The sequence below is a fragment of the Tautonia rosea genome (genome assembly GCF_012958305.1).
Classification (GTDB): Bacteria; Planctomycetota; Planctomycetia; order Isosphaerales; family Isosphaeraceae; genus Tautonia; species Tautonia rosea.
The window spans coordinates 169,635-193,185 of the sequence record NZ_JABBYO010000001.1; the positions used below are offsets into that span (position 1 = coordinate 169,635).

The window sequence follows — 23,551 nt, forward strand, 5'->3', positions numbered from 1 at the left end:
CTCAAGGAATCGAGAAACGGGACAGGGTCGAGGAGGTTCGGCTCCGGCGCATAGGCTAGTCGTTCCGAGGCCCGGGAACAAGAAAGGCTTTGGATTCAAGGCTGTCGCCAGGCGTCATCGATCGGAACGTTCGAGGGCTTTACCCCGACTCGTGAACACAGGACAATAACCAGAGTCTCGCCCGGCGATCTGGAAACGTCGGTGCCGGTTGCGTGCGGAGCAGAACGTTGAGTGATCCGATTGAGTGGCGGAACTCCTGGCTGGAGCGTACCTCCGCAGTCCTCTCAGGCAACGGTCATATCGCCCCGGCCCGCTTGCTAAACGCGATTCAGGAAGGAACCCGACTCCGCAGGGTTCTTCATGAACTGGCCATCGATCCCATCCATCCGCGAGATCCTGAGGTCGACGTCCTTCTGGAACGGCTTCGGGACACCACGACCGATCACCTGGCCGACCTGCAGCGCGAGAACCCGGGGCCCAATCCGAAGCTCTCGACCCTCACCTCGAAGTGGCTCCGTGCCGAGCAAGCCTATCTCGGAGAGTTGCTCACGCGTCCGGATCTGGAACCCATCCGCCGCACCGCCCTGCTCGACCGATTTCGGAGAGACCTGACCTGGGCATCAGAGCTAGTTGCGTTGGTTGACGGTAACGTGCCGGTGCATCCCGCCGTCTCGGCAGTCATCGAGCTGGATCGGCTGCAAGAAACGATCCTGGCGGATGGGACTCCCTCGCTCGACCCGATCCGTGAACAGCTCACCCATCGAGCGACCCGGCTCCGCTGGTCGCTCCTCGATCGCCGGGTCAGTCAATTGCTTGAGGGGTCCGTTCCGGAGGGAACGGCCGAGGAACTCTGGTCGAGGCGGTTCTTGCTCTCCCGACTTCAGGCGGAGGTCGAGGGTCTTCCCGAGTCCATCCCGGTCCCGCCCTCTCCGGACACGCCCGATGAACCGTCAGAGAGCCTTCCGGGACCGAGACGCCACGTTGCCGCCCTGATCGAGCGTCGAGAGGCGCTGGCCGACGCGGCGGCCGAGCAACTCCGCAGCCTTTCCGCGGCGCCGCGATCGGCCGCCTGGGATGAGCTGTTGACGGACGCTCGCGAAGAGGCCAACGAACTCCTGTCGATGCTCGAGGAGGTGGACCTGGCGCAGGGGGTCCGCTTGTTGGCCCTCTCCCGGGAAGACATGCTCCGGTTGCGAGATGACTGCGTCGCCTCAGGTCAAAACGGAGCCGAGGAAGGGCTTGACCGCCCGACGATCGGCCATCTCCGCCGAGTGGCGAGACGCTTCGGCCGGATGGCCCGAACCGCGCGCAACGAGTGGCAAGAAAAAGACCTGACCGCCCGGATGAAGTCGAAATTCGGGCCGCGCTTCCCGAAACGGCTCGACGCGATCATTCTGGTCCTGATCCTGGTGCTCACCGGGCTGCTCGTCGTGGAGACGGTCATCGACCAGTCGGGGGGGATGACCCATCGGCTCGAAGCCGTCTTTGCCTGGGCCGACCTGGCGATCTGCGCGGTGTTTCTCACTGAGTTCACATTGAAGATCTCGCTGGCCACGGGAAAGTTGAGGTATCTGGCCCGGCATTTCGTGATTGACCTGTTGCCCTCCATTCCGTTCGGGTTCATCACCTTTGCCCTCTCCGGGCCGACCCTGATCGCCAACATCCAGATTCTTCGGTTGCTCCGAGTTCCCCGTCTGCTGCGATTCCTTCGAGTCATGCGGCCGCTGATTCGTTTCGTCCGGCTCTTGATCTTCGCCCTGCGTTTCACCGATCGCCTGGTGAGGCGCTATGCTCGGATCTTCAATCGCAACATTATCTTATTCGAGCTCAAGCCGGAGATCAGCGACGACTCGCGCAATCACCATCTGCTCCACATGATCCGCCGCCATTTTGACCGCAGGGCCTCGGAGCATTTCGGCATGCTCGACGAGTCTGAGCGGCTTGCGTTGACGGATGCGGCCATTGAGGATCTGGAAAGCCGGGTGAGTGAAATTCCTTCGGCCGACTGGTCGGAGCGGGTCGAGGACCAGACGCGCGATATCCCGATTGAGGAGGTTGTCGAGCGGCTCATCGAGCTGACCCCCGAGGAGCTGATCGAGCAGATGGGGCAAAGCTTCGTCAACTCGGTCGATCATTATCTGCAGCTAATTGACCTGCCGGTGATCCGCCGCTTGCCGATCATTCGTCCGGTTCTTGAACACCGCAAGCAGGGATCGGCCGAGGCCGTGGCACTGGCGGCCAACTATCTCGGTCACTTGATGCAACGTACGCTCGACGTGATTTACTACGTGGCCGATTTGCAGGCGACCGTCTCTCCCCCGCTGTTTCTTGACAAGCTTGGGCGAACGATCGTCTCGGCCACGAAACGCCCGGCCATTCGCCTGCTGAGCTTCGGCCTGACCTTCGCGGCACTCTATGCGTTGGTGTACCTGCTGGTTCCCAGTGGCGACGGCGTGGTTGAGGCGGGAGTGGACGCGACCCGGGAGGTTGGTCTCCTGCACGGTTTCGGGTTGCGCCTGCGAGCCATGCTGGGATGGTTCGCAGACAAGCTCGGCTTGCCCGTCATCGTCATCGGGGTCGTCTGCTTTGTCTTGATGCAAGTGGGAGGCTGGTTCCGCAAGATTGCCAACCAGGCCGCCGAGTTCTGCGAGCGGATTGTCGAGGCTCAGTTTGCCGCGCAGACGAAGCTGCTCAAGCGCGAATTGAAGGACCGCGATCAACGGTTTCTGGACGAGCGCGTGGTCCTTCCCGAGATTCGCTTGAGGACTTCTGATGATGTGTCGATGAACGCCGAGCGCGGTCTGCTCGGTGTCTCGAACCTTGAGCCGACCCGAGAGCCCTGGGCCCTCGATGCCCCGATCCAGGGGATGGAGTTGAAGCCCTCGGAAACGGATTTCTTCTCGACGCTCAAACTGCTGTATCAAGATTACCTGGATGGATCGCCGTTTCACCGCAACGACACGAAGGCCTCGACCCAGCTACTGGGCAACCTGGCGTTGCGAAACCTGAGTCTGAGCAATCTGCCGTACTTCCTTCGAGGGCGTCGGCGGCTCGATCGGCTCGACATGAGTCGTGCGGCGTCGAGCTTGCTCGGCGGGCCGTATCTCTGGTTCGACTACATCACGCGGATGATCGTGCAGGAGACGGCTAAGCTGCTGATCGACTACAACCGCAACGCCGTGCCGCTCGACCGTCTGGCCAGCAGTCCCGAGGGGGTTCGCAAGCGCTACCGGAAGTGGTTGGCCGCTCGGCTTCATCGGCCAGAAGATGAGATCCCTCTGCCGGAGCCGCAGGGACGCATTCCTCTCACGGAACGACTGTCACCGAGCCGGAGTCGACCGGAGGCGGATGAGTTCTTCGAAACCGTCGATTTCACGGCGGTCGACTTTCTGATTGCCGACCCGGAGCGTGACGAGCTGATCCGGCTTCGCTACGGAGACGCGGTTGCTTCGTTATTGCAGATCGATCGCGAGCGGAACCTCCGGAGTGCGTTCCGGAGCTTGCCCTTACACCGCGCCCCGATCTCGCAGCGGACGATCAACCTGTTCCACCTTTATGAATCGTACCTGGCGGGTGGTCGCCTGCTGATCCTGCCGTTCCGGATGGTCTGGTGGGGGTTCCGAGGTCTCGGTTACATCGCCGTTCGGATCGTGAACGTGATTCGGGAGATCCTGAACCCGACCGTCTCGACGACCCCTGACGAGCCGGGAGAATCGTATCAGGCGGCCGTTCGGAAAATTCACCGGATGCGCAAGCCAGCGTTTCTCGAAGCGCTCTGGATGCGAGCACGGTTCGATGTTGAATATCTGGGCTTGCCCCTGCCGCAGGTGCCGATCAGCGTCGGAAGCGATTCACTCATGGAGATCGACCTCGACTTCATCGGGGCCTCTCGGCACGAGCGGGTCATGGCCGAGCGGTTCCGCAACCAGCAGCACGATCGGATTGAGTGGCTCAACCACTTCCTTTCCGAATTTCAGTGGAATTTCGACAATTTGCCCGAGATGCTCGGACGGGATCTTCCCCATCTGACGGATCGGCGTGGTGAGGTGATCCGAGCGCTTGTCACCGCCTGGGTTGCCGACCATGACGATGTGGCCACGCTCGGTCTCGCGGTGCTTGCAATGCGGAGAGTGGTGAGTTATGCCGCCGATTCCGATTCAGATCCGCGACAGCTTCCCGAGAAACTTCCCGACCCTCCCAACCTGAGTGAGCCGCTCTGGCATCGAATTCAGGATGTGCGACGACCGATGGACGACCTGCTCGAACTGCCTTGCTTCCCAAGGTACGACGCGGAGCAACGGTTGCGGATTACCGCCTACCTGCGACGCCACCGACGCGCGGTCCGCGAATGGGTCAGGGTAATCCGGGGCCAGGGAGGTCCAGATCCGATCGAGACGCTCCGGACTCGATTCGTCGAGGTAATGCTCCGAACCGATCTGTGGAGCGACCAGATCCTTACGCTCCGGGCCGTCCAGACCCTGACGATGCTCGACGTGCAGCATTACATCGAGCTGGTCTGGAACCTTGGCGGCTATGACCGGCTCTCGCCGGTGTCTCAGGTGGTTGATCTGCCGTTTGCGGATCCGGAACTGCTTGAAGAAGCCTCGGCACGCTGAATCCGAAGCGTAGCGGAAGTGCGTTCCATCGATTGACACTCCTCGCAGGCCCCAACGGGAACCCCTCCGCACCTTCATTCGAAGGGTGAAGGTTGCGGAGGGGAGCATTCGATCGTTTCCCGTCGCTGATCCGAAGGGCAACGCTCAACCGCGTTCGGAGATCGGTTTGACTGATCGCTGCGGGGCACCGACGTATCGAGCCCTCGGACGCATCAGCCGATTACTGTCGAGCTGCTCGATCACGTGAGCTGACCAGCCTGCGACCCGAGCCATCGCAAAAATGGGGGTGTAGATTGGCACGTCGATCTTCAGATAGTGGTACAAGCGGGCGCTAGGCCAGTCGACATTGGGGGGCAAACCCTTCTGTTCGGTGACGGCACGCTCGATCGGCTCGGCGGTGCGTTCCCAGCGATCGTCGCCCATTTCCTTGGCGACGAGCTGGCAGTGCCGCTTGAGGATCACGGCGCGGGGGTCGCCGGTCTTGTAGACGCGGTGGCCGAAGCCCATGATCCGCTCTTTGCGGGCCAGAGCGTCCTTGATCCACTGCTCGGCCTTTTCGGGAGCGTCGACCTGCTGGAGGACCTCCCAGGATCGCTCGTTAGCTCCGCCGTGCAGGGCCCCCTTGAGGGTGCCGACGGCCGAGACGATCGCCGAGTGAATGTCGGAGAGGGTCGAGGCGGTGACGCGGGCGGCGAAGGTCGAGGCGTTTAGCTCGTGCTCGGCGTAGAGCGTCAACGAAAGGTCGAAGGCGTCGGTTTCGGCTGTGCTCGGCTCAGTCCCGTTGAGCATGTAGAGGAAGTTGCCAGCGTGGCTCAGATCGTCACGAGGGGCGATCGGCTCTTGCCCTCGGGCAACGCGAGCCGCGGCGGCCACGGCGGTGGCCATCTGGGCGATCAGGCGCTCGGCCTTGCGGACATTAGCGTCGTGGTCTTTCGGGTCGGCGTTGACGTCCGGATCGTAGTGGGCCAACACACTGACGCCGGTCCGTAGGGTGTCCATGGGGTGGATGTTGTGCGGCACCGCTCGAAACAGCGTCACGAGCGAGTCGGGAATCGAGCGGGAGGCCCGGAGCCGACCGTTGAACTCGTCGAGCTGCGACGGGGTGGGCAAGTCGCCATGAAGCAGCAAGAACGCGGCTTCCTCGTACGACACCTTCTCGGCGAGATCCTCGATCGCGTATCCCCGGTAGGCCAGGCCACCCTGACCCTCGGTTCCTTGCATGTCGGCGATGGCCGTCTCGTTGGAGACCACACCTTCAAGACCGGGGAAAAAGTTCTCCTCCGACGCGCTACTCATCTCGGCTCGGCTCCAGGTATTTCCGACTCGAAATGCTCCCGAGCCTCAACGGCCGGGAGGACGACGACCAGAATACCATCCCCCCGGGAACACGGACGAGGCAAACGGATACCTCGGTCACCGGAACCCGTCAGAATGCGCTCCGAGATTCATCGACACGCGGTTCAAGCAAGCAGGGCTTGGCGTGACATCCGAGTGAGCAATTTCCCGGGATGGTTGTGGCCGTCGAGCCATTATGGCACCAGTTTATGCGCAACAAGAGCCGACTGCCAGTTAAACCCTCCGAGAAGCATTGAATCATCAAACAGGACAGCGTTTGCGTCTCACAATTCACTCACGCGAATCGAAAGAAAAACCGGGGGCCTCGGCACGTAGATCACGCAACCGAGACCCCCGGATCGTTACGGCCCCGACAAGTCCTCACCCCCGAGGTGAGTTGCTCACGCCTTCCGCCCAAAACGCGCAAGCGACCTGACGGGTACCGTTCGCTCGCTGGTTCGTGAAGCCCTTTCGGGCATGACCTCGTTTTAGACGTTCAATTGCGTCTGAAAAGGGTGTCAGCTCGATTTTCGACGAAATTCTTTCGACACCCCTCGGGCTGATCGAGGGACCTGGGGCGTAAGCCCAAACCAGAGCAAAACCTACGGGTGTTGCCTGCTCTTTTTCGGTGCGGCGATCAGGAGAGGGGATCGCGAGGTGAGGGGTCGGAATCGGTCGAGTCGTGGTGTTCGAGGAGCATGACCAGATCTTCGAGTTCCGCTGGTCCAAGCGCATCGACCCGGGCTGCCAGCGCATGGACGAGTGCAAAGAAGCGCCGAAGTGCTGCGATTCGCTCCAGGTAGCGAGGGGCGAGTTCGGGATCCTCGGAAATCTGTTCCACGGCACGGTCGAGGACGACCAGGGTCGGGTCGAGTTCTCGACGTTTGCGTTCCAGCAAGATTCGGCGAAAGAGGGTCCAGATGTCCGTCTCGGCCCGGAAGTATTCCCGACGCTCTCCCTGACGGTGGACCTTGTGAACAACCCCCCAGGCGATCAGTTCACGAAGGTTCATGCTCACGTTGCCCCGCGAGACTTTCAAGCGATGTCTCAGGCCATCGGCCGTCCAGTCAGTCCCGGTGATGTAGAGCAGCGCGAACAATTCTCCCATCGTGGGATTGATGCCCCAGGAGCGAGCCATCATGCCCCAGTGTTCAACGAACTGGCGGATAACCGCCGCCTCGGCCGGGCTCTCCCGAGGGAGTTCCGGCTCTTCGGATGATTGAGGTTCGGGAGACGCCGACATGCTTGAACACCGTCCTGTCATCGCGATGAGGGCAGAAGGGGATGTGCCCGGGAGCTCGATGATTTCATGCGACCATTCGGGCGCGGTGCCTCGCGCGGGATGATGCGGACACCCAGGGTCACAACATCGGAGCTCATCGACCGATCGGGAAAATCGAGGTTAGAAGATACTAGGCGAGAACGCAAATTAGAGGTTAGAATACCGCATTGCTCGCATCCTGGCTTGCCTCAGCTTCCGGCTGGTTTGGACTGGCCACGTCGAGTAATTCTCGAGTGTTCCTGAGTTGAGCCTCCCCCCCCCTTCTTCGGTCCCTGATTCAAGGAGGCATATCGATGCCAGAGACAGTCGTTCATTTCCAAATTCGCATGCCTCCAGCCCTTCATGAGCAATTGGCGAGCTGGGCCAAGGAAGATAAGGCGTCTCTGAACGCTCTAATTGTCGGACTGCTTGAGAAGGCAGTCGAACAGCACAGCAAAGGCGGATCGAAGGAAAAAACCCTCTCCGGCTGATGTTCTCTGCGATCGCTTCCATCGTTTGCATCTCAATCGATCGGAACGCGATGGAAGCGATCAATCGCAATCATGAATGATCGGGATCGACGGACTGAAGGCACTGACCCCTTGATTGACTCACGCTGATCCGGTATCTTTCCCCTGTCGATTCCCCGATAGCTCAATCGGTAGAGCGAGCGGCTGTTAACCGCTAGGTTCAAGGTTCGAGTCCTTGTCGGGGAGCTCGTTAACTTTCTCCGGAAAGAACCACCAAACCAGTAAATACCCAACGCCGAGAGAACGGCTGTTGGGATTTTTTTGTTTACGGCTGGTTCCCGCAAGGGGTTGCGTCGATTTGCACGGGTTCTCTGTCTCGAGAGAGAACCTTCGCGGTTCGAATGGGACCTTCAAGGTTCCTTCCGCAGTCCGGATCTCGGGCCAAAACTCTCGAAGCCCCTGTTTAACAGACCTCTAATCGGTATCAGGCTGGTCTCTTTCGATGGGCGAGAGGGTTCAGCGGATGCCTTAGGGTTGTGCAGAAAACCATGGCATGCGCGCCAGGAACGGATCCGAATGGCACGAGAGTCTTGTAATCCCCTCGACTCTCTCCCTTCTCAGTGCTCGACATTGAAATGGCGCAGAAGCGGATGTGAAGGGGGTCATCGTTGCCGCATTGCCCAACCCGATCGGAACTGGATTTTCGGAGCCGCACGCAGGGTGATGTAGCAGCGAGAAGCTAATCACTCGACAGGACCCGTTTGTGCCTTATATTTTCGTTGCAGCGTGGAGGGCAGGTTGTCCCAAATTACGGGAGGAACAGCCATCATCTCATCAACTTCAGTTTCCGCCACGGTTCCGTCGGACTTGAACTCAAAGAGCTTGAAGTAGCCGATATCGCTTCCGTAGCCCCAGAGCCTTGAGGGAGACTCCCAGTAGAGGAACCATCGCATCGCAGCCCAACCGATGGAATCGCTTGCAAGTTTCTTTCCGCTGGCGGAATCGACCACCTCAAAGTCCACAAGGTCCTTGTCACGTCGCTTCACTTCTAATCGCTTGGTCCCATCTGGGGACGTGAAAGAGCCAAAGTCCCTGACAAGAGGACCAGACCGGATCACGAGAATTTGGACGCGAGAATCCTCGTTCCCTTCGTTGTACTTGACATGCATGACCTGAACATCGATGTCGGGTATCTTGGCATTCTCGTATACGAAAAGATTGACCTCGGCAATTGAAGTCAGGCCTGTGTTGGCTGCGAGGCTCATCTCCTCCGGACTGAGTGTTCGCTTACGCCATTCCGCTCCGAGGAACTTGCTCAGCGTGGTCGAGAACTCCTTGGCGCTGAGAGCTGTCTTCAGGCTATAGATCTCTTGGCCGTTGATCTTCAGCTTCCTCTCCAGATTCACATCCGGAATGCCTTTCGAGAAATCCGGAACGGTCAGTTCTTGAGCAGATAGCGGCACGGCGAACAGGAGAAGGCATAATGGTAAAAACATGCGTGAAATATCCATCTGATGGCCTGTCTGAGTATTTTGTCTGTATTGCGTGAAGATGCTGCGGGGATCAGCGAATTCCGCCGCGGAACGTTGAAACGCTGCTTAGCCGCCTCACCTTTCGCCCAGCCGAAATTGTATCCGCCAAACTCTGCTCAGTCGAGTAACACGTCATGGACGTCAGTCAGCATGCGAACCGGGTAGGTTAACAAATAGAGGCTGTTAACTCGTTTGTTTCGCCAGACATCGCGCCGGTCGCCAAGCGAAGGTTGATGTGGGCATTTCCACACGGAGGCACCACATGCGACCATTCGACGATTCTCATTCCATGACACCTGACGAGCGTCGCGCGGCCATTGCCAAGAGTTCTCGGCTGGCGTTCTTCGTCTCCACACGCGGGCCGCTCTCCCGCCAGCATCTGCGTCATCTTGCGACGCCGAAAGCACCGAGCGAGAGGGGAACCGCCACGATTGTGCTTCGATCGTGGTTCGGTTCTCTGATTGTGAGTTTTTGAGCGTAATTGTTGGATCGTTTCCCTCGATGGTAACGCCGACCTTCATCGGTCATCGTCCGAATCAAGGTCGGCTTCCTGGTGATTTCATTTCACTGGGATTGAAGGTCAAGAGGCATGCAGATGCCCTGGCGTGACGATTGATTGGTCGTGAAAGCCGGTTGGATCGGCTATTCAGGGATTCGGATGTAGATCTGATCGAACTCGTCCTGGACGGAAGGGATGGGAGCGTTCGGCGTCAGCTTCATCTCCAGGTCCTCCTCCAACGATCGGACGCGATACTGCCATCCCTCGGGTAGGTCGGCAAACTTCTCACCGAGTGTGGCGAGTTGCGACTCGGGCACTTTGTGCCCTTGCAAGACATAGACATGGCCGTCTGGGTCGACGAGTTGGTACACGGGCTTGCCGCGCTCCCAGGTCAGGTTTTGAAATTTGGCTGGGCTAAAGATCGTGTATTTCGCGATCTTCAGCGTACCGGGCGGAAGGTGGGCACCGAAGACCATCTCCACACCTGCGACAGATACCGGCTGGGATGCCATGACTCCGACTTCATCCATTGACCACCACTGCGGCCCATTCTTGTAGACCGATTCGGCGCCGAACTCCTTGGCGAGGGCGTCGAGGTCAAGCGTGTTCCACCAGTCGAGGTCGGCCCTGGCCAGTGGTGAGGTGCTGTAGATGTCAGACCCTTTTTGGCCGTAATTGAAGACCAGCTCGCAATACTGGTAGCCTCGCGAATGGGGCAACTCCTGCATGGTGAGCGTCATGGACTTTCCCTGTCCGGTGGTCATCGTGACGGTTGGAGGCTCCTGGGCCGAGCTTTGCTGATTCCGCTCCAAGCCCATTCCGGCGTAAATGTTGATTGCGAGCAATTGTGTGAGTGTAAATGTTTTCATGGAAGCTTTACTCCGTTCGATTCAAAGTCTGTCCTGGTGGTGTAGTAGCCTCGGGGGAAGTAGGGACCCATCACCTCGGCTTCGGTCCCTGGTGTGGTGATCAAATCGGGGCGTTCCTTCCATTCGGGGTTGTTTGCCATGATTCGCATAATCAACATCCCGAAGTCAGACCGGTTTCGAGGATCGTCCAGCCCTTCGCCGCGAGGGCTCCACTTGAGCCAGGCCACGCCGTTCTCGAGCGTCGCGTTCGAAGGGCGGTCTTCCGGCCGGCTCACGACGATCGTGTAGTTTCGGTCTGCGTCCAGGGGGACCTGGAAATCGGCGATCCCGTCCACGACCTGACCGCTGGGGACCGCTTCGCAACTGACCAGTGACCAGTATTGGGTCTGGGCTTCCGGCATGATGGCAAGGCCCTTGCCGTCTTCCCCCGCGAAGGTGTCGGGGAAGGTGGGCATCTTGCCCTGCAGCACATAAACGGGGCCGAATGTTCGAGAGAGGAAGGTCACGAGATAAGGCCCCTCACCGCCTCCTTCCATGGCCCCTTCGTAGCGGATATTGGCACGTTCGGTGGGGGGCTTGAACGCACCGAACAGGGTGTAGGCGTTGGTCCAGTATTTTTCCCATTGGGGAGGATTTCGGGCGGGAGCAGTCTCGGGTGGCAGGTCGGGATCATTGCGCTCGCTCTGGACCAGTTGCACCCATTCGTCCGTGGTCATCGGCTGCTTGGTTGCAGCCGAAAACGGCTTCCCGAATTGCTGAGCGACCTGCTCAGCGTTGAGCTTCGTACCGTCGGCAAGTGTTCCCTCGTACACGGGCAAGCCCGTGCCTGCGAAGGGTGCGTCTGCCGGTCCCCAGCCTGCTCCATCCTTGTTTTGGTCCGCAAGGTAGATCCGGATGACACCTTGAAGCTCGGCTCCGTCTCGACCCACATAGAGCGTGTTCGTCTCGCGTTGCGAGGCGTCTTGCGGTGGCGGCTCGGCGAGGATTCGGATGGTGTAGTTGCGATGCTCTGCCAGCCGATTCGCTCCGACGCGAAAGGGATTTTCGGAGAGGGGGTCCGGTTCGAAATCGGGACCTCGGAGCGACTCTCCAATCGCGACGAACGTTTCTCGCTCGAACTTGTAGATTGCGAACTGGAAAAATCGGGCGTAGGGGAAGCTCCCCCGCAAGGTCATCGAGCTACCGGGCGGCATGGCGAAGCGGCCAAGGAAGTAGGTCGACTGCATGTCGGGCCAGAGATTGGGATTCTGGATCGGTTTGGGCCCTTCCAGAACATTCCAGTACACCCAACCCCGAGGCCCTTGGAACAATCGGTCATGTCCATAGCGCTCATCGGTTCGAACAACGGTTCCAAGCGATTTGGCCGCATGCTCGCTCACAGGCTGGGCAGCGGGCCGGACCTCCTCAGAGGTTGCATCCTGTGCAGAGGCCGGCAGCAACGTCAGTGTCACCGTAAGCCCAGTCGAGAGGGCCGCAATCGCCATTCGTATGAAATCTCGCGAGTTGAGTTTGCATAAACTCATGTCTTGTACCTTCCACACAGGTCTGAAACCTCAATCCGTGGGAGCTTTCGTACGCGGGGCCCGTCCTTGCTCAACGAACTCTCAGCGGCACTCGTCAGTTGACCGGCTGCGCTTCGGGAGGGATCCAGTTTCCCTCGATGATCTCCCAGCCTGGCAGATAGCAGCGGATGACGTAGTTCCAGCCCTCAGTAATCGGCAGAAAGTTGGTCGATTTGGGATCGCCGCCGAAGTGGATTGTCACGCGACCATCATCGTCGCGTGTTGCGGTGATGCTGTTCCATGAATATGCGTTAAGGTCGTTGGGCGAAAAGAATCCGTCCTTGTTGTAGACGGTCACCGACCAGAACGCCTCGACGGGCACCTCCTTCGGCATGGTCAGGGTGTAGGCGGCCTGGCCGTCGTTTCGCTCGGGAGCGAAGCTGAAGTACATCGCTCCGCGTTGAGGATTGCCTCCCCAGCCTGCGGCGCTCCCTATGAGGTGTTGCACGGGGTCGACCTCGCCTCGACGTCCGAAGGCCCCGGAAAAGTCAGTCATCTTCAGGGCCATCTGATTGAGCTGCTTGCGCGTTTCGAGCAGTGAGGGCTGATCCCAATCCGGAAGGTCCAGGGTGCCCGGCGAGGCCTGTTTGATCTGAATTGCGTCTTGCAGCGCATGAGCCTTTTTCAGGTCCTCCGGGTCATTGGGGTCCGCAAAGGTCCGGACCAGCGCCATCGCGTACCGGGTGCCGACCGAGTCGAGGCTCAAGGTTACTTCGCCCGAGCCGTGTTTGAGCACAGGGTTGTACTCATCCTGGTCGATCACCAGCAACGATTGGAACCGTCCCTGGGAGTCGGGCATCACGATCGTGACCGGAGAAGCCAGGTCAAACACACCCGCCGAATAGAGCGTGTCGCGATTGCCCCGTATGGTCGTCTGGTCCTCGACCGAATAGGGCTCTCGCAGATGCATCAATATTCCGATGCCACCTGCCTTGGCGGCATAGGCCTTGAACTGCATGTCGGTTTCCGCTCGCGTGTAATTCAGCACGTTGACCGGTTCGTTGCCCTTTGCTGAGGTCGACGTAACGGAAAGCGCGAGGATGAGCGAATATCTTACGTAAGCAGAGATCATGAGGAACTCCGGATCGGTTCCGTTCAATTTCAGCGAATCCTTCAGCACAGCCCTCTCGCCATCAGCACAGTCCTGACTGCGGTTGGACCTGCGAGTTCGGTTGAACGTACTGCGACTCCGGTTGAACAACAAGGTTGTGCTCGATGAGCGAGTTGTCACCCGGATTGAAGAGGCGATCTCGCTTTCTCTGAGCGTTGACGTGGGGAACGGTGTGGCACGGGTTGCCGGGACCATCAGACGGTTGAGTCCCTGTGTGCCACAGATGCGAGCTGTTTCGAGAAACCGACCTTCAGCAGTCGCCCTGCGAGCGATCTTCCCAGGTGAGAAACTCCGGCTCCGAGAGATGTCATCGCGAGCATCTGGCGACGGCGAATACCGATGAGTGTTGGTCGAAGGTGGGCGAAGCAGCGATCCTGATCAAGATCGCGTCGCATCGGCTTCAAGGGTGTCCGAAGACCGCGAATCGATCTCCCCCTCCCCGTTTCTCCAGCGGTGAGCCAGGCTCAGACAGGCTGGAAGCAGGATCAGATTGCCGATGGTGCTGCCGGCCGTGGCAATGGCGACCATCAGGCCAAAGGTGGCGAACGGCACGAATTCACTGAACCAGAGGACCGTGAAGCCAAGAGCCACGGCAAGGCTCGATAGCAAGACCCCTGGCCCCGTCACCGTGTAGCTGGCAAACAGGGCGTCCTCGAAGGGCTGGGTCAGTCGCCGTCTGCGGAATTGAAGCAAGCAGTGAAAGGTGTCGTCGATCGACAGTCCCAGAGCGACGCTCGCGACCAGAGCCGTGGCGAGGTCGAGCTTCACGCCGAGCCACCCCATCAGGCCGAGCACCAGGCCCACGGCCAGCATGGTCGGCAAGATCGCAAGAATAGCCAGTTTCGGCCCCCGGAAGGCGAGCGTGAGCATGAGCAGAATGCCGACGGTGGCAATGGCCAACGTCGTCCACTGGGTCTCGATCACGCCTCGGGTGGTTTGCGTCAAAAGGTGGGATAGTCCAGTGAGATATGCTCGGTTGTCGTAGCGATTCCGAGCAAGCGACTCGGCCTGGTCAAAGAGAAGCATCTTGGCCGGGGCAGGCTGGCTTTCGGAAAGACGGACCATCGAGCGTGCCCAGCCGGTCTGCGGGTCCCAGAAACTTCCGAGTAACTCCGCCTGCGGCGTGGCCGAGATCAGGTCCAGTTTCGTCGATAGTAACCAGGCAGCTCGCTCGGGATCGAGTTCGGCGAGACGTTCGTCCGGGTCGAGCACCGTGGCGAGCGAGGTGACGTAAGCAATCCCCTCGCTGTTGCGAGGCGGGGCAATGTCCAGCACGGCGCGATCGAGGGTCCGGATCCGTTCGAGCGTCTGCGGCGTGATCTCCCCTTCCGTGGGAACGATCAACCCGGCAAGGCCGATTCCTCCCAGATGCTCCTCGATGAAGCGATAATCCTGCACCACTCGGGTCGAGGCTCGGAAGGCGTTAATATAGTTTGATTCGTATTGAAGATACGGTGTGCCGGCGATCATGGGGATCACGATGATCAAGGTGCCGAAGACGATCGGCGCCGGGCGTCGGTAGACCCGAGCAATCAGGCCGTTCATGGCCTGGGCGATCCGGGAGGTCGAGCCGAATCGAACCGGGATTTCCATGATCTTGAACGGCGGAATCATCGCTCCCGGGGAAATCAGCAAGGTGAGCAGTGCCGCCGCTGCGGTGGCGATGGCCAGCACTGTGCCGAACTGGCGGATCGGCATCACGTTGCTTGTCCCAAGGGCTCCGTAGCCGATGGTGGTGGTCAGGGCACACCAGAAGATCGGCTCGGAGACGACCTGTAAGGTTTCCCGGGCAGCCTCGCGACGGTCAGCCATGCGGCGGAGGTCTTCGCGAAAGTGCAAGGCCAGGTGGCTGGCGGCAGGCATGGTGAGCACAATGATCTGGGCAATCATCGGGCCGCTGGAGAGAGAGAGTTTCAGGTCGAGGACCCCGAGAATTGTTGAGGTCGCCAGCCAAACTGTCCACCCGGCGATCAAGGGGACCAGGGCCCACCAGAGGCTCCGGGTGGCGATCAGGGTGACGGCGCCGATCAGGAGCATGCCGACGGTCGCGAGCCGCTGGCCGTCAATCTCGATCGCCCGGAAGCCGTCGGCCAGCAAGACCGGAGGCCCGACGACGGCCGGATCGCGGTCGAGATCGTGCCGATCGGCGAAGTCGTCTGCAATGGCTCGGAGTGCCTCGACTGTGATCTTGACATCGTGCTCTCCGGCCGATTTGAGGCGGGTCATCAGGGCGGTGTAGGTGCCGGATTGGTCCACGAGCGTTCCGAGGAGCAACGGATGCGCAGTGATCCGCTCCCGAAGTTCGGCCAGACGCTCGGGCTGGTCAGCGGTCGATCGCAGGGCGCCGGCGATCGTCGGGGTGGCCCACTGGCCCCCCCCTTCCCCGGAGATTCCTTGCTTGATGAGATCGAGAACCTCAGCCCGACTGGGGAGAAACAGGCGCTTTTTCTCGGGGATCTTCTCAAGGGCGAGCAAGGCGTCGTCAAGCTGCCAGAAGAGGGGCATTTCGTCGAGCGACTGGACCGACAGCACACCTTCGATCTCGGTCGATCGGATCGCGCCGGCCAGTTCGGCCACCCGGGCAATTCCTTGCGGCGTTAGCAATTCGGGATCGTGATAGGCAACAAAGACGAACTGATCGTTGCCGAATTGGGACGACGCCTGTCGATAGGCGACCACATTCGGATCATCCTTGGCGAAGAAGGACTCAATCGATTGATCGTAGTTGACTTCCTTGCCATAGATCCAAAGCAAGCCCAGCGCAAGGGTTGTGCCGGCAAACAGGAGGAGTCGAGCCCGGAGCAAGAGGGCAATCACGAGGGGCGGTCCTTGGCGAGGGTCGAGGCGTCAATCGGGGAGGTCGGCCGTGGTGGTCGCGATCGCGTTCTCCCGGGATCGTTATAGGCCGATCCCCCGTCCCGCGTCGAGTCGGACTCTCGACGGAGCGCTCCACGATCGATCCTCAACACCGGGTTCGATCGGCTGTTGTGGCGTAACGCCGTGCCTCGGTGCTTCGGGAGCCTGGAAGGTCGCTCCTCGAACCAGCGTGAAGCCCTGGAACCAAGGGGAGATGATCCGAGTTATCGGGGCAGGAAATCACCTCGGTCGAGCACGCCGACGGGAACCTGGATCGCAGGGTCGGTAAACGGCACGGCACCGCCGGTCCGCTCGTGGGCGGGCTGATTCTGCTCGGACTCGGTCAAGGGAATCGTCATGCCGATGAACTCGGTGCCCCCGCGGAGCGATCCGGACTGGAACGGCCCGAGTCCGCCGATGTGAACGTTCTTGTCGTCCGAGGTTCCCAGGACGGTCCCCGAATTCCAGACAAGCTGACCGCTGGCTCGGTCGTAGGCGAACAAGGCCAGTTTGGTCACAGCCTGTTGATCGCTCTTTTTGATGAGAGGAATTTCCGGCACGTTCCCGGCAGGGATGCCCGGAATGGTCATCGGCACGTTCATCTGCGGAACACCGATGAGCAACTGCGAATCATCTGTGCCGTAAGCTCCGGTACGGGCCTCGACAACCCATTGCGCGTCTTCTTTCGTCTCTCGGAGCAAGACCCCTTGAGAGAGCAACGCCTGGCGAAGGCTCGAGGTCACCCAGCCCTTGTCCACCGCCTCGACGTGCGTCGTGTCAAGGAATACGGGCACGCCGATGAGCGGGCGGAAGTCAACCTGCCGCAGTGCCTGGTCCCAGGAATTGGTCAGTAAGAGCTGCTCGGTCCCGGTTCTCGCGGTGTTCGTCATCCGGGTACTGCCGCAGCCACCGGCCAAGGTCAGGACGAGGCCAGTGAGGGCCAGGATCACCCTAGCCGATCGCCGGGCGACCGTCGCTTCCATGCACATCAGGCAGAAACTCCTCAAAGGTCCTGAAGCCTTCAGCACGCCGGGGCTTCCGGATCCGGGGTAGACGGTATCGCAAACCGCCCGGCCGGTCAACGCGGATCCTTTTTCCAGAGAAAAAGATCGGCGAGACCGGCCGGGCGGGTGAAGAATCGCGGTCTTGAGGATTGGTTCGGCTCAGGCCGATCAGTTGTCGTTGTCCGATTCCTCGGCCTTTAAGACGATGAACCGGCCTGCGGCATCGGGCGGCTGGACGTAAACGGCCAGGCTGTCCGAATCGCCGACCATGGCCTCGAATTCGTCCAGATTGGTCACGTTTTGCGGCTTACGGTCCTTGATCACCTTGGTGATCAGGTCGCCCGGCTCGATCCCCTGAGCAAAGGCCGGCGACTCGGGAGCGACGTTACGTACGAGCACGCCCTGAGTGCCCGCCTCGTAGCCGAACTGCTCGGCCAGATCGGGAGAAAGATCCTGAAGCTCCAGGCCGAACCGGTTCAGCTCAACGCCTGGGGTTTCCCTCGGGCCTTCGCGGCTCGGAGCGCGAGACAGCGCGGCGATTTCGACCTCTTCCGAAGGAGCCAGGTTGATCGTTGCCGATCGCTCCTGACCTTCGCGAATGTAGGTCAGTTCATGACCTTCGGTCAGGGGGCTGGTCGAGACCTCCAGACGGAAGCCAGGAACACTGCGAACGTCTCGGCCCTTAAAGCCGACGATCACGTCACCCGGCCGCAGGCCGGCCTTGTCCGCCGGGCTACCGGGGGCAATCTCGTTGACGAGGATGCCGTCGAGGTTCGGGTCAATGCCGAACGACTCAGCCAGTTCAGGGGTCAACGGAGAGATGACGACGCCGAGCCTGGCTCGCTGCACCTTACCGTTTTCGATCAAGTTGTCGGCGACATACGACGCCAGCTTGATCGGGATGGCGAAGCCAACTCCAGCATTGGCCCGGCTTCGCGTGGCGATGGCCGAGTTGATGCCGATGACCCGGCCTTCGATGTCGACCAGCGGCCCGCCAGAGTTCCCCGGGTTGATCGCCGCGTCGGTCTGGATGAAGTCCTCGTAACCTTCTCTCGGGTCGAGGATGCCAACCGCCTGTCGGTTCGTTGCCGAGATGATCCCGGCCGTAACCGTCTGACTCAGGCCAAACGGCGAACCAATCGCCAGGACCCACTGGCCAACGTGCAGATCCTCGCTCGTCCCGATCTGCGCGGGTCTCGGCTCGTTGCGCAGCTCAGCCGGATTGACCTTGATCACGGCCACGTCGGTCGCCGGATCGAGCCCGACTATCTTGGCCTGTGCTGTGCTGCCATCAGAAAAGCTGACGAGAATGTCCCCCTCGCCGGCCCCTTCAACCACGTGGTTGTTGGTCAGGATGTGCCCATCGGTATCGTAGATGAAGCCCGAGCCGGTTCCCTCGATCGGCATCTGCTGCGGCTCGAACCGGAAGAAATCTTCCGGAATTCCAGGACCGCCTTCCGGGAAGAAGCGTCGGAATCGCTCCATGAACTCTTCCATCTGCTCGGGAGTCATTTCGCGGGGCATCCCGTCGCCCCGAGGAGGCTGGCCGTTGTTCCCCTGGCGACGCATCTCAGGCACGCGCTGCACGCTGATTTGCACTACCGACGGGCTCACGAAGTCCGCGACCGCCTCAAACGCACTGGAGAGTTTCTTGGCCTCTGCCAGCCCTTCCTGAGGCATTTGCGGGCCGGCCGGCACGGTGCGCGACCAGTTCTGCGATCCGATCAGGGCGACGGTCGAAACGACGAGTGCCGCCCAGGCGACTGTGTTCCGTCTCATACGTTGAATACTCCTGTATGAACACTGGCGATCGGCCTTGTTGACCCCAATCCAACCATTCGGGATCGAGCGGCACGGTCGATGTCGGTTCTCGAAAAGCAGACCCCGGCACGGGACGGGCCTTCATGACGCCAGTTCTCTTCCGATACGATCGTCGATCCGGGAAGGTTTGATCGGCAATCCAAAACGGAAGTTTGAAGGCTCATGGTTCGGCCTTCTCACTCTCTTGTTACTTTAGGAAAATCGGATTGTTCGGCAATGAGCAAGAAACCCCTGAGCCACTTTGATGAACTTGAGCGTCAGATCGACACCCATCGACCCCCGAAATTGGCTTCCTGAGCAGTTCATCGCCTATGCCGCCACGCGTCAAACACCTCCCGAGCCGGCCCGAAGACTCCTTGCGGCGATTCTCAAGGACGGAGAACACAACCCGGTCGCCTGGAATCAACGCTTTCAGATCCCCCGCCGGTTGTTCGAAGACTGGCCCGCGCTGCCTCGATTGACTCGGGAACGGGTTGAGACGTCTCCCGCCGATGGTTTCCAGAAAATCCTGTTCCGAACGAGCGATCATCTGGCCGTCGAGACGGTGTTGATCCCCTTGCACAAGGCCGGGGCGGTCAGCATCTGCCTCTCGTCTCAGGTCGGCTGTCCGATGGCCTGTGCCTTCTGTGCCACGGCCCGGATGGAGCAACGACGCAACCTGGCCACCTGGGAGATGATTGATCAGTGGGTCCAGGCTCGCGACCTGGCCCGGTCGCAGGGACGCCGCGTCACCGGCACCGTCTTCATGGGGATGGGAGAACCGTTTCTCAATTATGATCGGGTGATGGCCGCTGCCGACCTACTCCGCTGCCCCTTCGGCGGTTCACTCTCGGCCAAGGCCATGACCGTCAGCACGGTCGGCCTCGTTCCCGAGATCGACCGCTTCACGGCGGAACGACGCACGATGCGCCTCTCGATCAGTATTGGTGCCGCAATCGATGCCAAGCGACAGATGCTCGTTCCGGTTGCCGCCCGAACCCCTGTCGCAGAGGTCATGGCCGCGGCCCGTCGCCATGCTGAGGCGCGTAAGGGACGTGTGATGATCTCTTACGTCTGCATCTCGGGCGTCAACATTGGCGAGGAGGATGCTGAGGCGATCGCCCGGGTCGTCGGCGACACCCCGGTTCGGCTTGATCTGATCGATGTCACCGACCCAACCGGCCGCTTCGAGCCCCCCTCCCCTGCTGAGCTTTCCCGATTCCGCGACGCCTTGACCCGCCATCTCGGTCAGCCGGTCGTCCGACGCTACTCGGGAGGCGCCGACATCCAGGCCGCCTGCGGCACCCTCGCCGGAGCCTGACGAGGGGGCCTCTGGCACCCCGGTTCCGAGGTGATCATGATTGAATCTCCCCGCAACTTGTCACACAATGGTACAATACTGCTCAGGCTCGTAAGCCTTCCCCCCCCGTTTCGATCTGACGCGTCCCGCCTTCCGCGCGTTTCGATGTGTTCTGAATTCCGTTTCGAACCAAACGAAATGGTGGTCCGATGGTTCTGAACTGGCTCCGACGGTTTGCGCTGGCGATGCTGGCATCGGCCCCGGTGAGTTCCCTGGCAATGGCCCAGGTTGACGAGCCGAGCTTGCCACCACCGGCCGATCGTCTAGTCCGATTCGAGACGGACATCCGACCGATGTTCGAGGCCCATTGCATCTCCTGCCATGGTCCCGACCAGCGCAAGGGGGGACTGCGGCTCGATAACCGATCCGATGGCCTCGCCGGGGGCGATTCCGGGCCGATGATCGAACCGGGTGACAGCGCGCTGAGCTACCTGATCGAGAAGGTCGCCGGACTCGATCCGCTCTCCACCATGCCCCCTTCGGATGATCCGCTGACTCCTGAGCAGATCGGGATTCTCCGCGCCTGGATCGATCAGGGGCCCGATTGGCCTGATTCGGACGCTCCCACCCGGGGGCCATCGAGTGATCACTGGGCCTTCCAAGCTCCCGAACTGCCTGAATTACCGACGGTTAGCGATCCGTCGTGGCCCCGTAACCCGATCGATCATTTCATCCTTGCACGTTTGGATGCCGAAGGGCTTGCTCCGGCTCCCGAGGCCGACCGGACAACCTTGATCCGTCGCCTCTCGCTCGACCTCATCGGTCTGCCGCCGACCCCTGAGGAGGTGGATGCGTTCGTCAATGATCCTCGCGCCGACGCCTACGAACACCTTGTCGATCGCCTGCTCGCCTCGCCTCACTACGGCGAGCGGTGGGGACGCCGATGGCTCGACCTGGCCCGCTATGCCGACTCGAACGGCTACGAGAAGGACCGCCAGCGCTCTATCTGGCCCTTCCGCGACTGGGTTATCCGCGCCCTCAACAACGACTTGCCCTTCGATCAGTTCACCATCGAACAAGTTGCCGGCGACCTGTTGCCCGACCCCTCGGTCGATCAACGGGTGGCCACCGGCTTCCATCGGAACACAATGATCAACGAGGAAGGCGGAATCGATGTCGAGGAGTTCCGCTACGCCGCCGTCGTCGATCGCGTCGCCACCACCGGGTCGACCTGGCTCGGCCTGACGGTCGCCTGTGCCCAGTGCCACACCCACAAATACGACCCGATCACCCAGCGCGAATATTATCAACTGTTCGCCTTCCTCAATAATGCCGACGAGCCCGAACTGCCCTTGCCCGACCCCGAAACTCTTCGCCGTAGGGCCGAGCTTCAGGACGAGATTGACGCGGTTGTCGCCTCGCTCCCCTCCCTCTTTCCCGTACCCGACAACGCGACTGGGGATGAATCCCTGACTGAGGACGAACGCCGACGGCAGCATCTGACCGCTTCGATGGCCCGGTGGGAGGAAGACCTTACAACCTTCGGCTGGACTCCCATCGCCCCGTCCTCGCTTGCGTCAAAAAACGGCGCAACGATGGAAGTGCTCGAAGACCGTTCGGTGCTGGTCAGCGGCGACAAACCGAATCAAGATGTGTACACAGTCGAACTCGAAACCGATCTTGAAGGGATCACAGCCCTTCGTCTCGAAGTCCTGCCTCATGAAAGTCTCCCCAATGGCGGTCCCGGCCGCGCTCCCTTGTTCTCGGTCGGTGACTTCCTCTTGACCGAGTTCACTGTCGAGGCTGGTTCCAAGGGGGCCGACCTGGAACGGATCACGATCGCCCAAGCCTCCGAGGACTATGCCGAGAAGGGCCACCCGGCCTCAATGGCGATCGACGGCGTCTACGACACCGGTTGGAACGTCAAGGGAGCCATCGGCCAGCCTCACGCTGCGGTCTTTGCCTTTGCCGAGCCGGTCGGCAAGGAGGGGAACACCACGCGCTTCGTGCTGACCCTTCGGCAAGAATATATTCACCAGATGACGATCGGCCGCTTCCGCCTCTCGGCCACGACCGATGCCGGGCCGGTTCGAGCCTCGGGCCTCCCGAGCGAGATCGAGGCGATTGCCCAGATCCCACCTGACGAGCGGACCGCGGAACAACACGACCGGATCACCGCATATTATCTGTCGGTCGCCCCCGAGCTAGGTGAACATCACGAGCGTATCGTCGAGCTTCGCAAGGCGATGCCCTCGCTCCCCACGACCATGGTGATGCAGGAACGCCGACCCGAGCACACCCGCACCACCCAGATTCACCAGCGCGGCGAATTCCTCCAGCCGACCGGCAATCCGGTTGATCCCGGAGTTCCTTCGGTCCTGCATCCGCTGCCCGAAGATCAACCGCTCAACCGCCTGACCCTCGCTCGGTGGCTCGTCAGTGAGAACAACCCGCTCGTGGCCCGGGTCACGGTCAACCGCCTCTGGGCGGGACACTTCGGCCGAGGGCTTGTCCCCACCCTCGACGACTTCGGTACTCGCGGCGAGCCCCCCTCGCATCCGGACCTGCTGGACTGGCTGGCCGTCACCTTCGTCGACGAGGGCTGGAGCCAGAAGGCAATCCACCGGTGGATCGTCACGAGCGCCACCTACCGGCAATCGTCCAACGTGGAACCGTCGCTCCTCGATCGCGACCTCGAGAACGTCCTGCTCGCCCGCGGGCCTCGCTTCCGGCTAGAGGCGGAACTGGTCCGCGACCTCGCCCTCTCGGCCAGCGGCTTGTTGACCCCGACCGTCGGCGGCCCAAGCGTCTACCCGCCGCAGCCCGATGGGGTGACTGCCTTGGCCTACGGAGGTCCCGGCTGGCCGACCAGCACCGGCCCCGATCGCTACCGCCGAGGCCTGTACACCTTCATCAAGCGTACCGCTCCGTACGCTGCGTTCACGACCTTCGACGCGCCGACCTCGGAGGTCACTTGCACGCGTCGCGAACGCTCGAACACCCCGCTCCAGGCCCTCACCTTGCTCAACGATCCGGTCTTCATCGAGGCCGCTCAGGCCCTCGCGCAGCGGATCGTCTCGGAACTTCCCGAAGGAGACGCCGAGGCCCGAGCGGCTCGGGCGTTCCGGCTCTGCCTCTCCCGCGAGCCCGATGCGTCGGAACTGGCCGCGATTCTCGATTTCTACCAGGCCCAACGCGATCGGATCGCGTCGGGTGAACTGGACGCCGAGACCCTCGCCGGCACCGCGGACTCCGACCATGCCGTGGAACTGGCCGCCTGGACGACCGTGTCGCGGGCCTTGCTGAACCTCGACGAAACCATCACCGTGGAGTGAC

General features: G+C 61.0%; 14 protein-coding genes and 1 tRNA gene. 6 read left to right on the forward strand and 9 right to left on the reverse strand.

Features of this window, described 5'->3' with window-relative positions:
- Positions 1-227: 227 nt before the first annotated feature.
- Positions 228-4,616 (forward strand): ion transporter, encoded by a 4,389-nt coding sequence (locus HG800_RS00675; RefSeq protein WP_169972698.1) that lies wholly within the window; start codon positions 228-230, stop codon positions 4,614-4,616.
- A gap of 144 nt (positions 4,617-4,760) precedes the next feature.
- Here HG800_RS00675 and HG800_RS00680 read toward each other — a convergent pair whose 3' ends face one another.
- A complete protein-coding gene (locus HG800_RS00680) occupies positions 4,761-5,912 on the reverse strand; it encodes a citrate/2-methylcitrate synthase (RefSeq protein ID WP_169972699.1) in 1,152 nt (383 codons plus the stop codon).
- A gap of 676 nt (positions 5,913-6,588) precedes the next feature.
- Entirely contained in the window at positions 6,589-7,194 is a 606-nt protein-coding gene (locus tag HG800_RS00685; protein WP_235963170.1) for a GbsR/MarR family transcriptional regulator, read from the reverse strand.
- 332 nt (positions 7,195-7,526) lie between these two features.
- Here HG800_RS00685 and HG800_RS00690 point away from each other — a divergent pair, with 332 nt between their 5' ends.
- Together HG800_RS00690 and HG800_RS00695 are read left to right on the forward strand one after the other, a co-directional pair.
- On the forward strand, positions 7,527-7,703 hold the full coding sequence (locus tag HG800_RS00690; protein ID WP_169972700.1) for a toxin-antitoxin system HicB family antitoxin: 177 nt from the start codon (positions 7,527-7,529) through the stop codon (positions 7,701-7,703).
- Positions 7,704-7,855: 152 nt separating this feature from the next.
- Positions 7,856-7,928: transfer RNA gene (locus HG800_RS00695), tRNA-Asn, on the forward strand.
- Positions 7,929-8,425: 497 nt separating this feature from the next.
- Here HG800_RS00695 and HG800_RS00700 read toward each other — a convergent pair.
- Complete coding sequence (locus HG800_RS00700) at positions 8,426-9,178, reverse strand: hypothetical protein (RefSeq protein ID WP_169972701.1); 753 nt, start codon at positions 9,176-9,178, stop codon at positions 8,426-8,428.
- A 298-nt stretch (positions 9,179-9,476) separates the two neighbouring features.
- On the opposite strand from HG800_RS00700, the gene HG800_RS00705 reads away from it, so the two are divergent.
- Entirely contained in the window at positions 9,477-9,689 is a 213-nt protein-coding gene (locus tag HG800_RS00705; RefSeq protein WP_169972702.1) for a hypothetical protein, read from the forward strand.
- 167 nt (positions 9,690-9,856) lie between these two features.
- Here the strand turns inward: HG800_RS00705 and HG800_RS00710 are convergent, their stop codons facing one another.
- The 6 genes from HG800_RS00710 to HG800_RS00735 all read right to left on the reverse strand — a co-directional run bounded on the left by HG800_RS00710 (position 9,857) and on the right by HG800_RS00735 (position 18,894).
- Positions 9,857-10,582: a hypothetical protein gene (locus HG800_RS00710; RefSeq protein ID WP_169972703.1), complete on the reverse strand. Its 726-nt coding sequence runs from the start codon at positions 10,580-10,582 to the stop codon at positions 9,857-9,859.
- The gene (locus HG800_RS00715; RefSeq protein ID WP_169972704.1) at positions 10,579-12,066 is read right to left on the reverse strand and encodes a hypothetical protein; all 1,488 of its coding nucleotides are present in this window, start codon (positions 12,064-12,066) and stop codon (positions 10,579-10,581) included. The genes HG800_RS00710 and HG800_RS00715 overlap by 4 nt, the downstream gene beginning before the upstream one ends.
- A gap of 133 nt (positions 12,067-12,199) precedes the next feature.
- Positions 12,200-13,216, reverse strand: coding sequence for a DUF1214 domain-containing protein (locus HG800_RS00720; RefSeq protein WP_169972705.1), 1,017 nt, complete (start codon positions 13,214-13,216; stop codon positions 12,200-12,202).
- A 417-nt stretch (positions 13,217-13,633) separates the two neighbouring features.
- Positions 13,634-16,072, reverse strand: coding sequence for an efflux RND transporter permease subunit (locus HG800_RS00725; RefSeq protein WP_315851943.1), 2,439 nt, complete (start codon positions 16,070-16,072; stop codon positions 13,634-13,636).
- Between the two features lie 263 nt (positions 16,073-16,335).
- Complete coding sequence (locus tag HG800_RS00730; protein ID WP_169972706.1) at positions 16,336-17,100, reverse strand: DUF6655 family protein; 765 nt, start codon at positions 17,098-17,100, stop codon at positions 16,336-16,338.
- A gap of 183 nt (positions 17,101-17,283) precedes the next feature.
- A complete protein-coding gene (locus HG800_RS00735) occupies positions 17,284-18,894 on the reverse strand; it encodes a trypsin-like peptidase domain-containing protein (RefSeq protein WP_169972707.1) in 1,611 nt (536 codons plus the stop codon).
- A gap of 286 nt (positions 18,895-19,180) precedes the next feature.
- Here HG800_RS00735 and rlmN point away from each other — a divergent pair, with 286 nt between their 5' ends.
- Both rlmN and HG800_RS00745 read left to right on the forward strand, forming a co-directional pair.
- Positions 19,181-20,236 (forward strand): 23S rRNA (adenine(2503)-C(2))-methyltransferase RlmN, encoded by a 1,056-nt coding sequence (gene rlmN, locus HG800_RS00740; protein ID WP_169972708.1) that lies wholly within the window; start codon positions 19,181-19,183, stop codon positions 20,234-20,236.
- A gap of 188 nt (positions 20,237-20,424) precedes the next feature.
- Positions 20,425-23,550, forward strand: a complete 3,126-nt coding sequence (locus HG800_RS00745; RefSeq protein WP_169972709.1) for a PSD1 and planctomycete cytochrome C domain-containing protein — start codon at positions 20,425-20,427, stop codon at positions 23,548-23,550.
- Position 23,551: the final 1 nt, after the last annotated feature.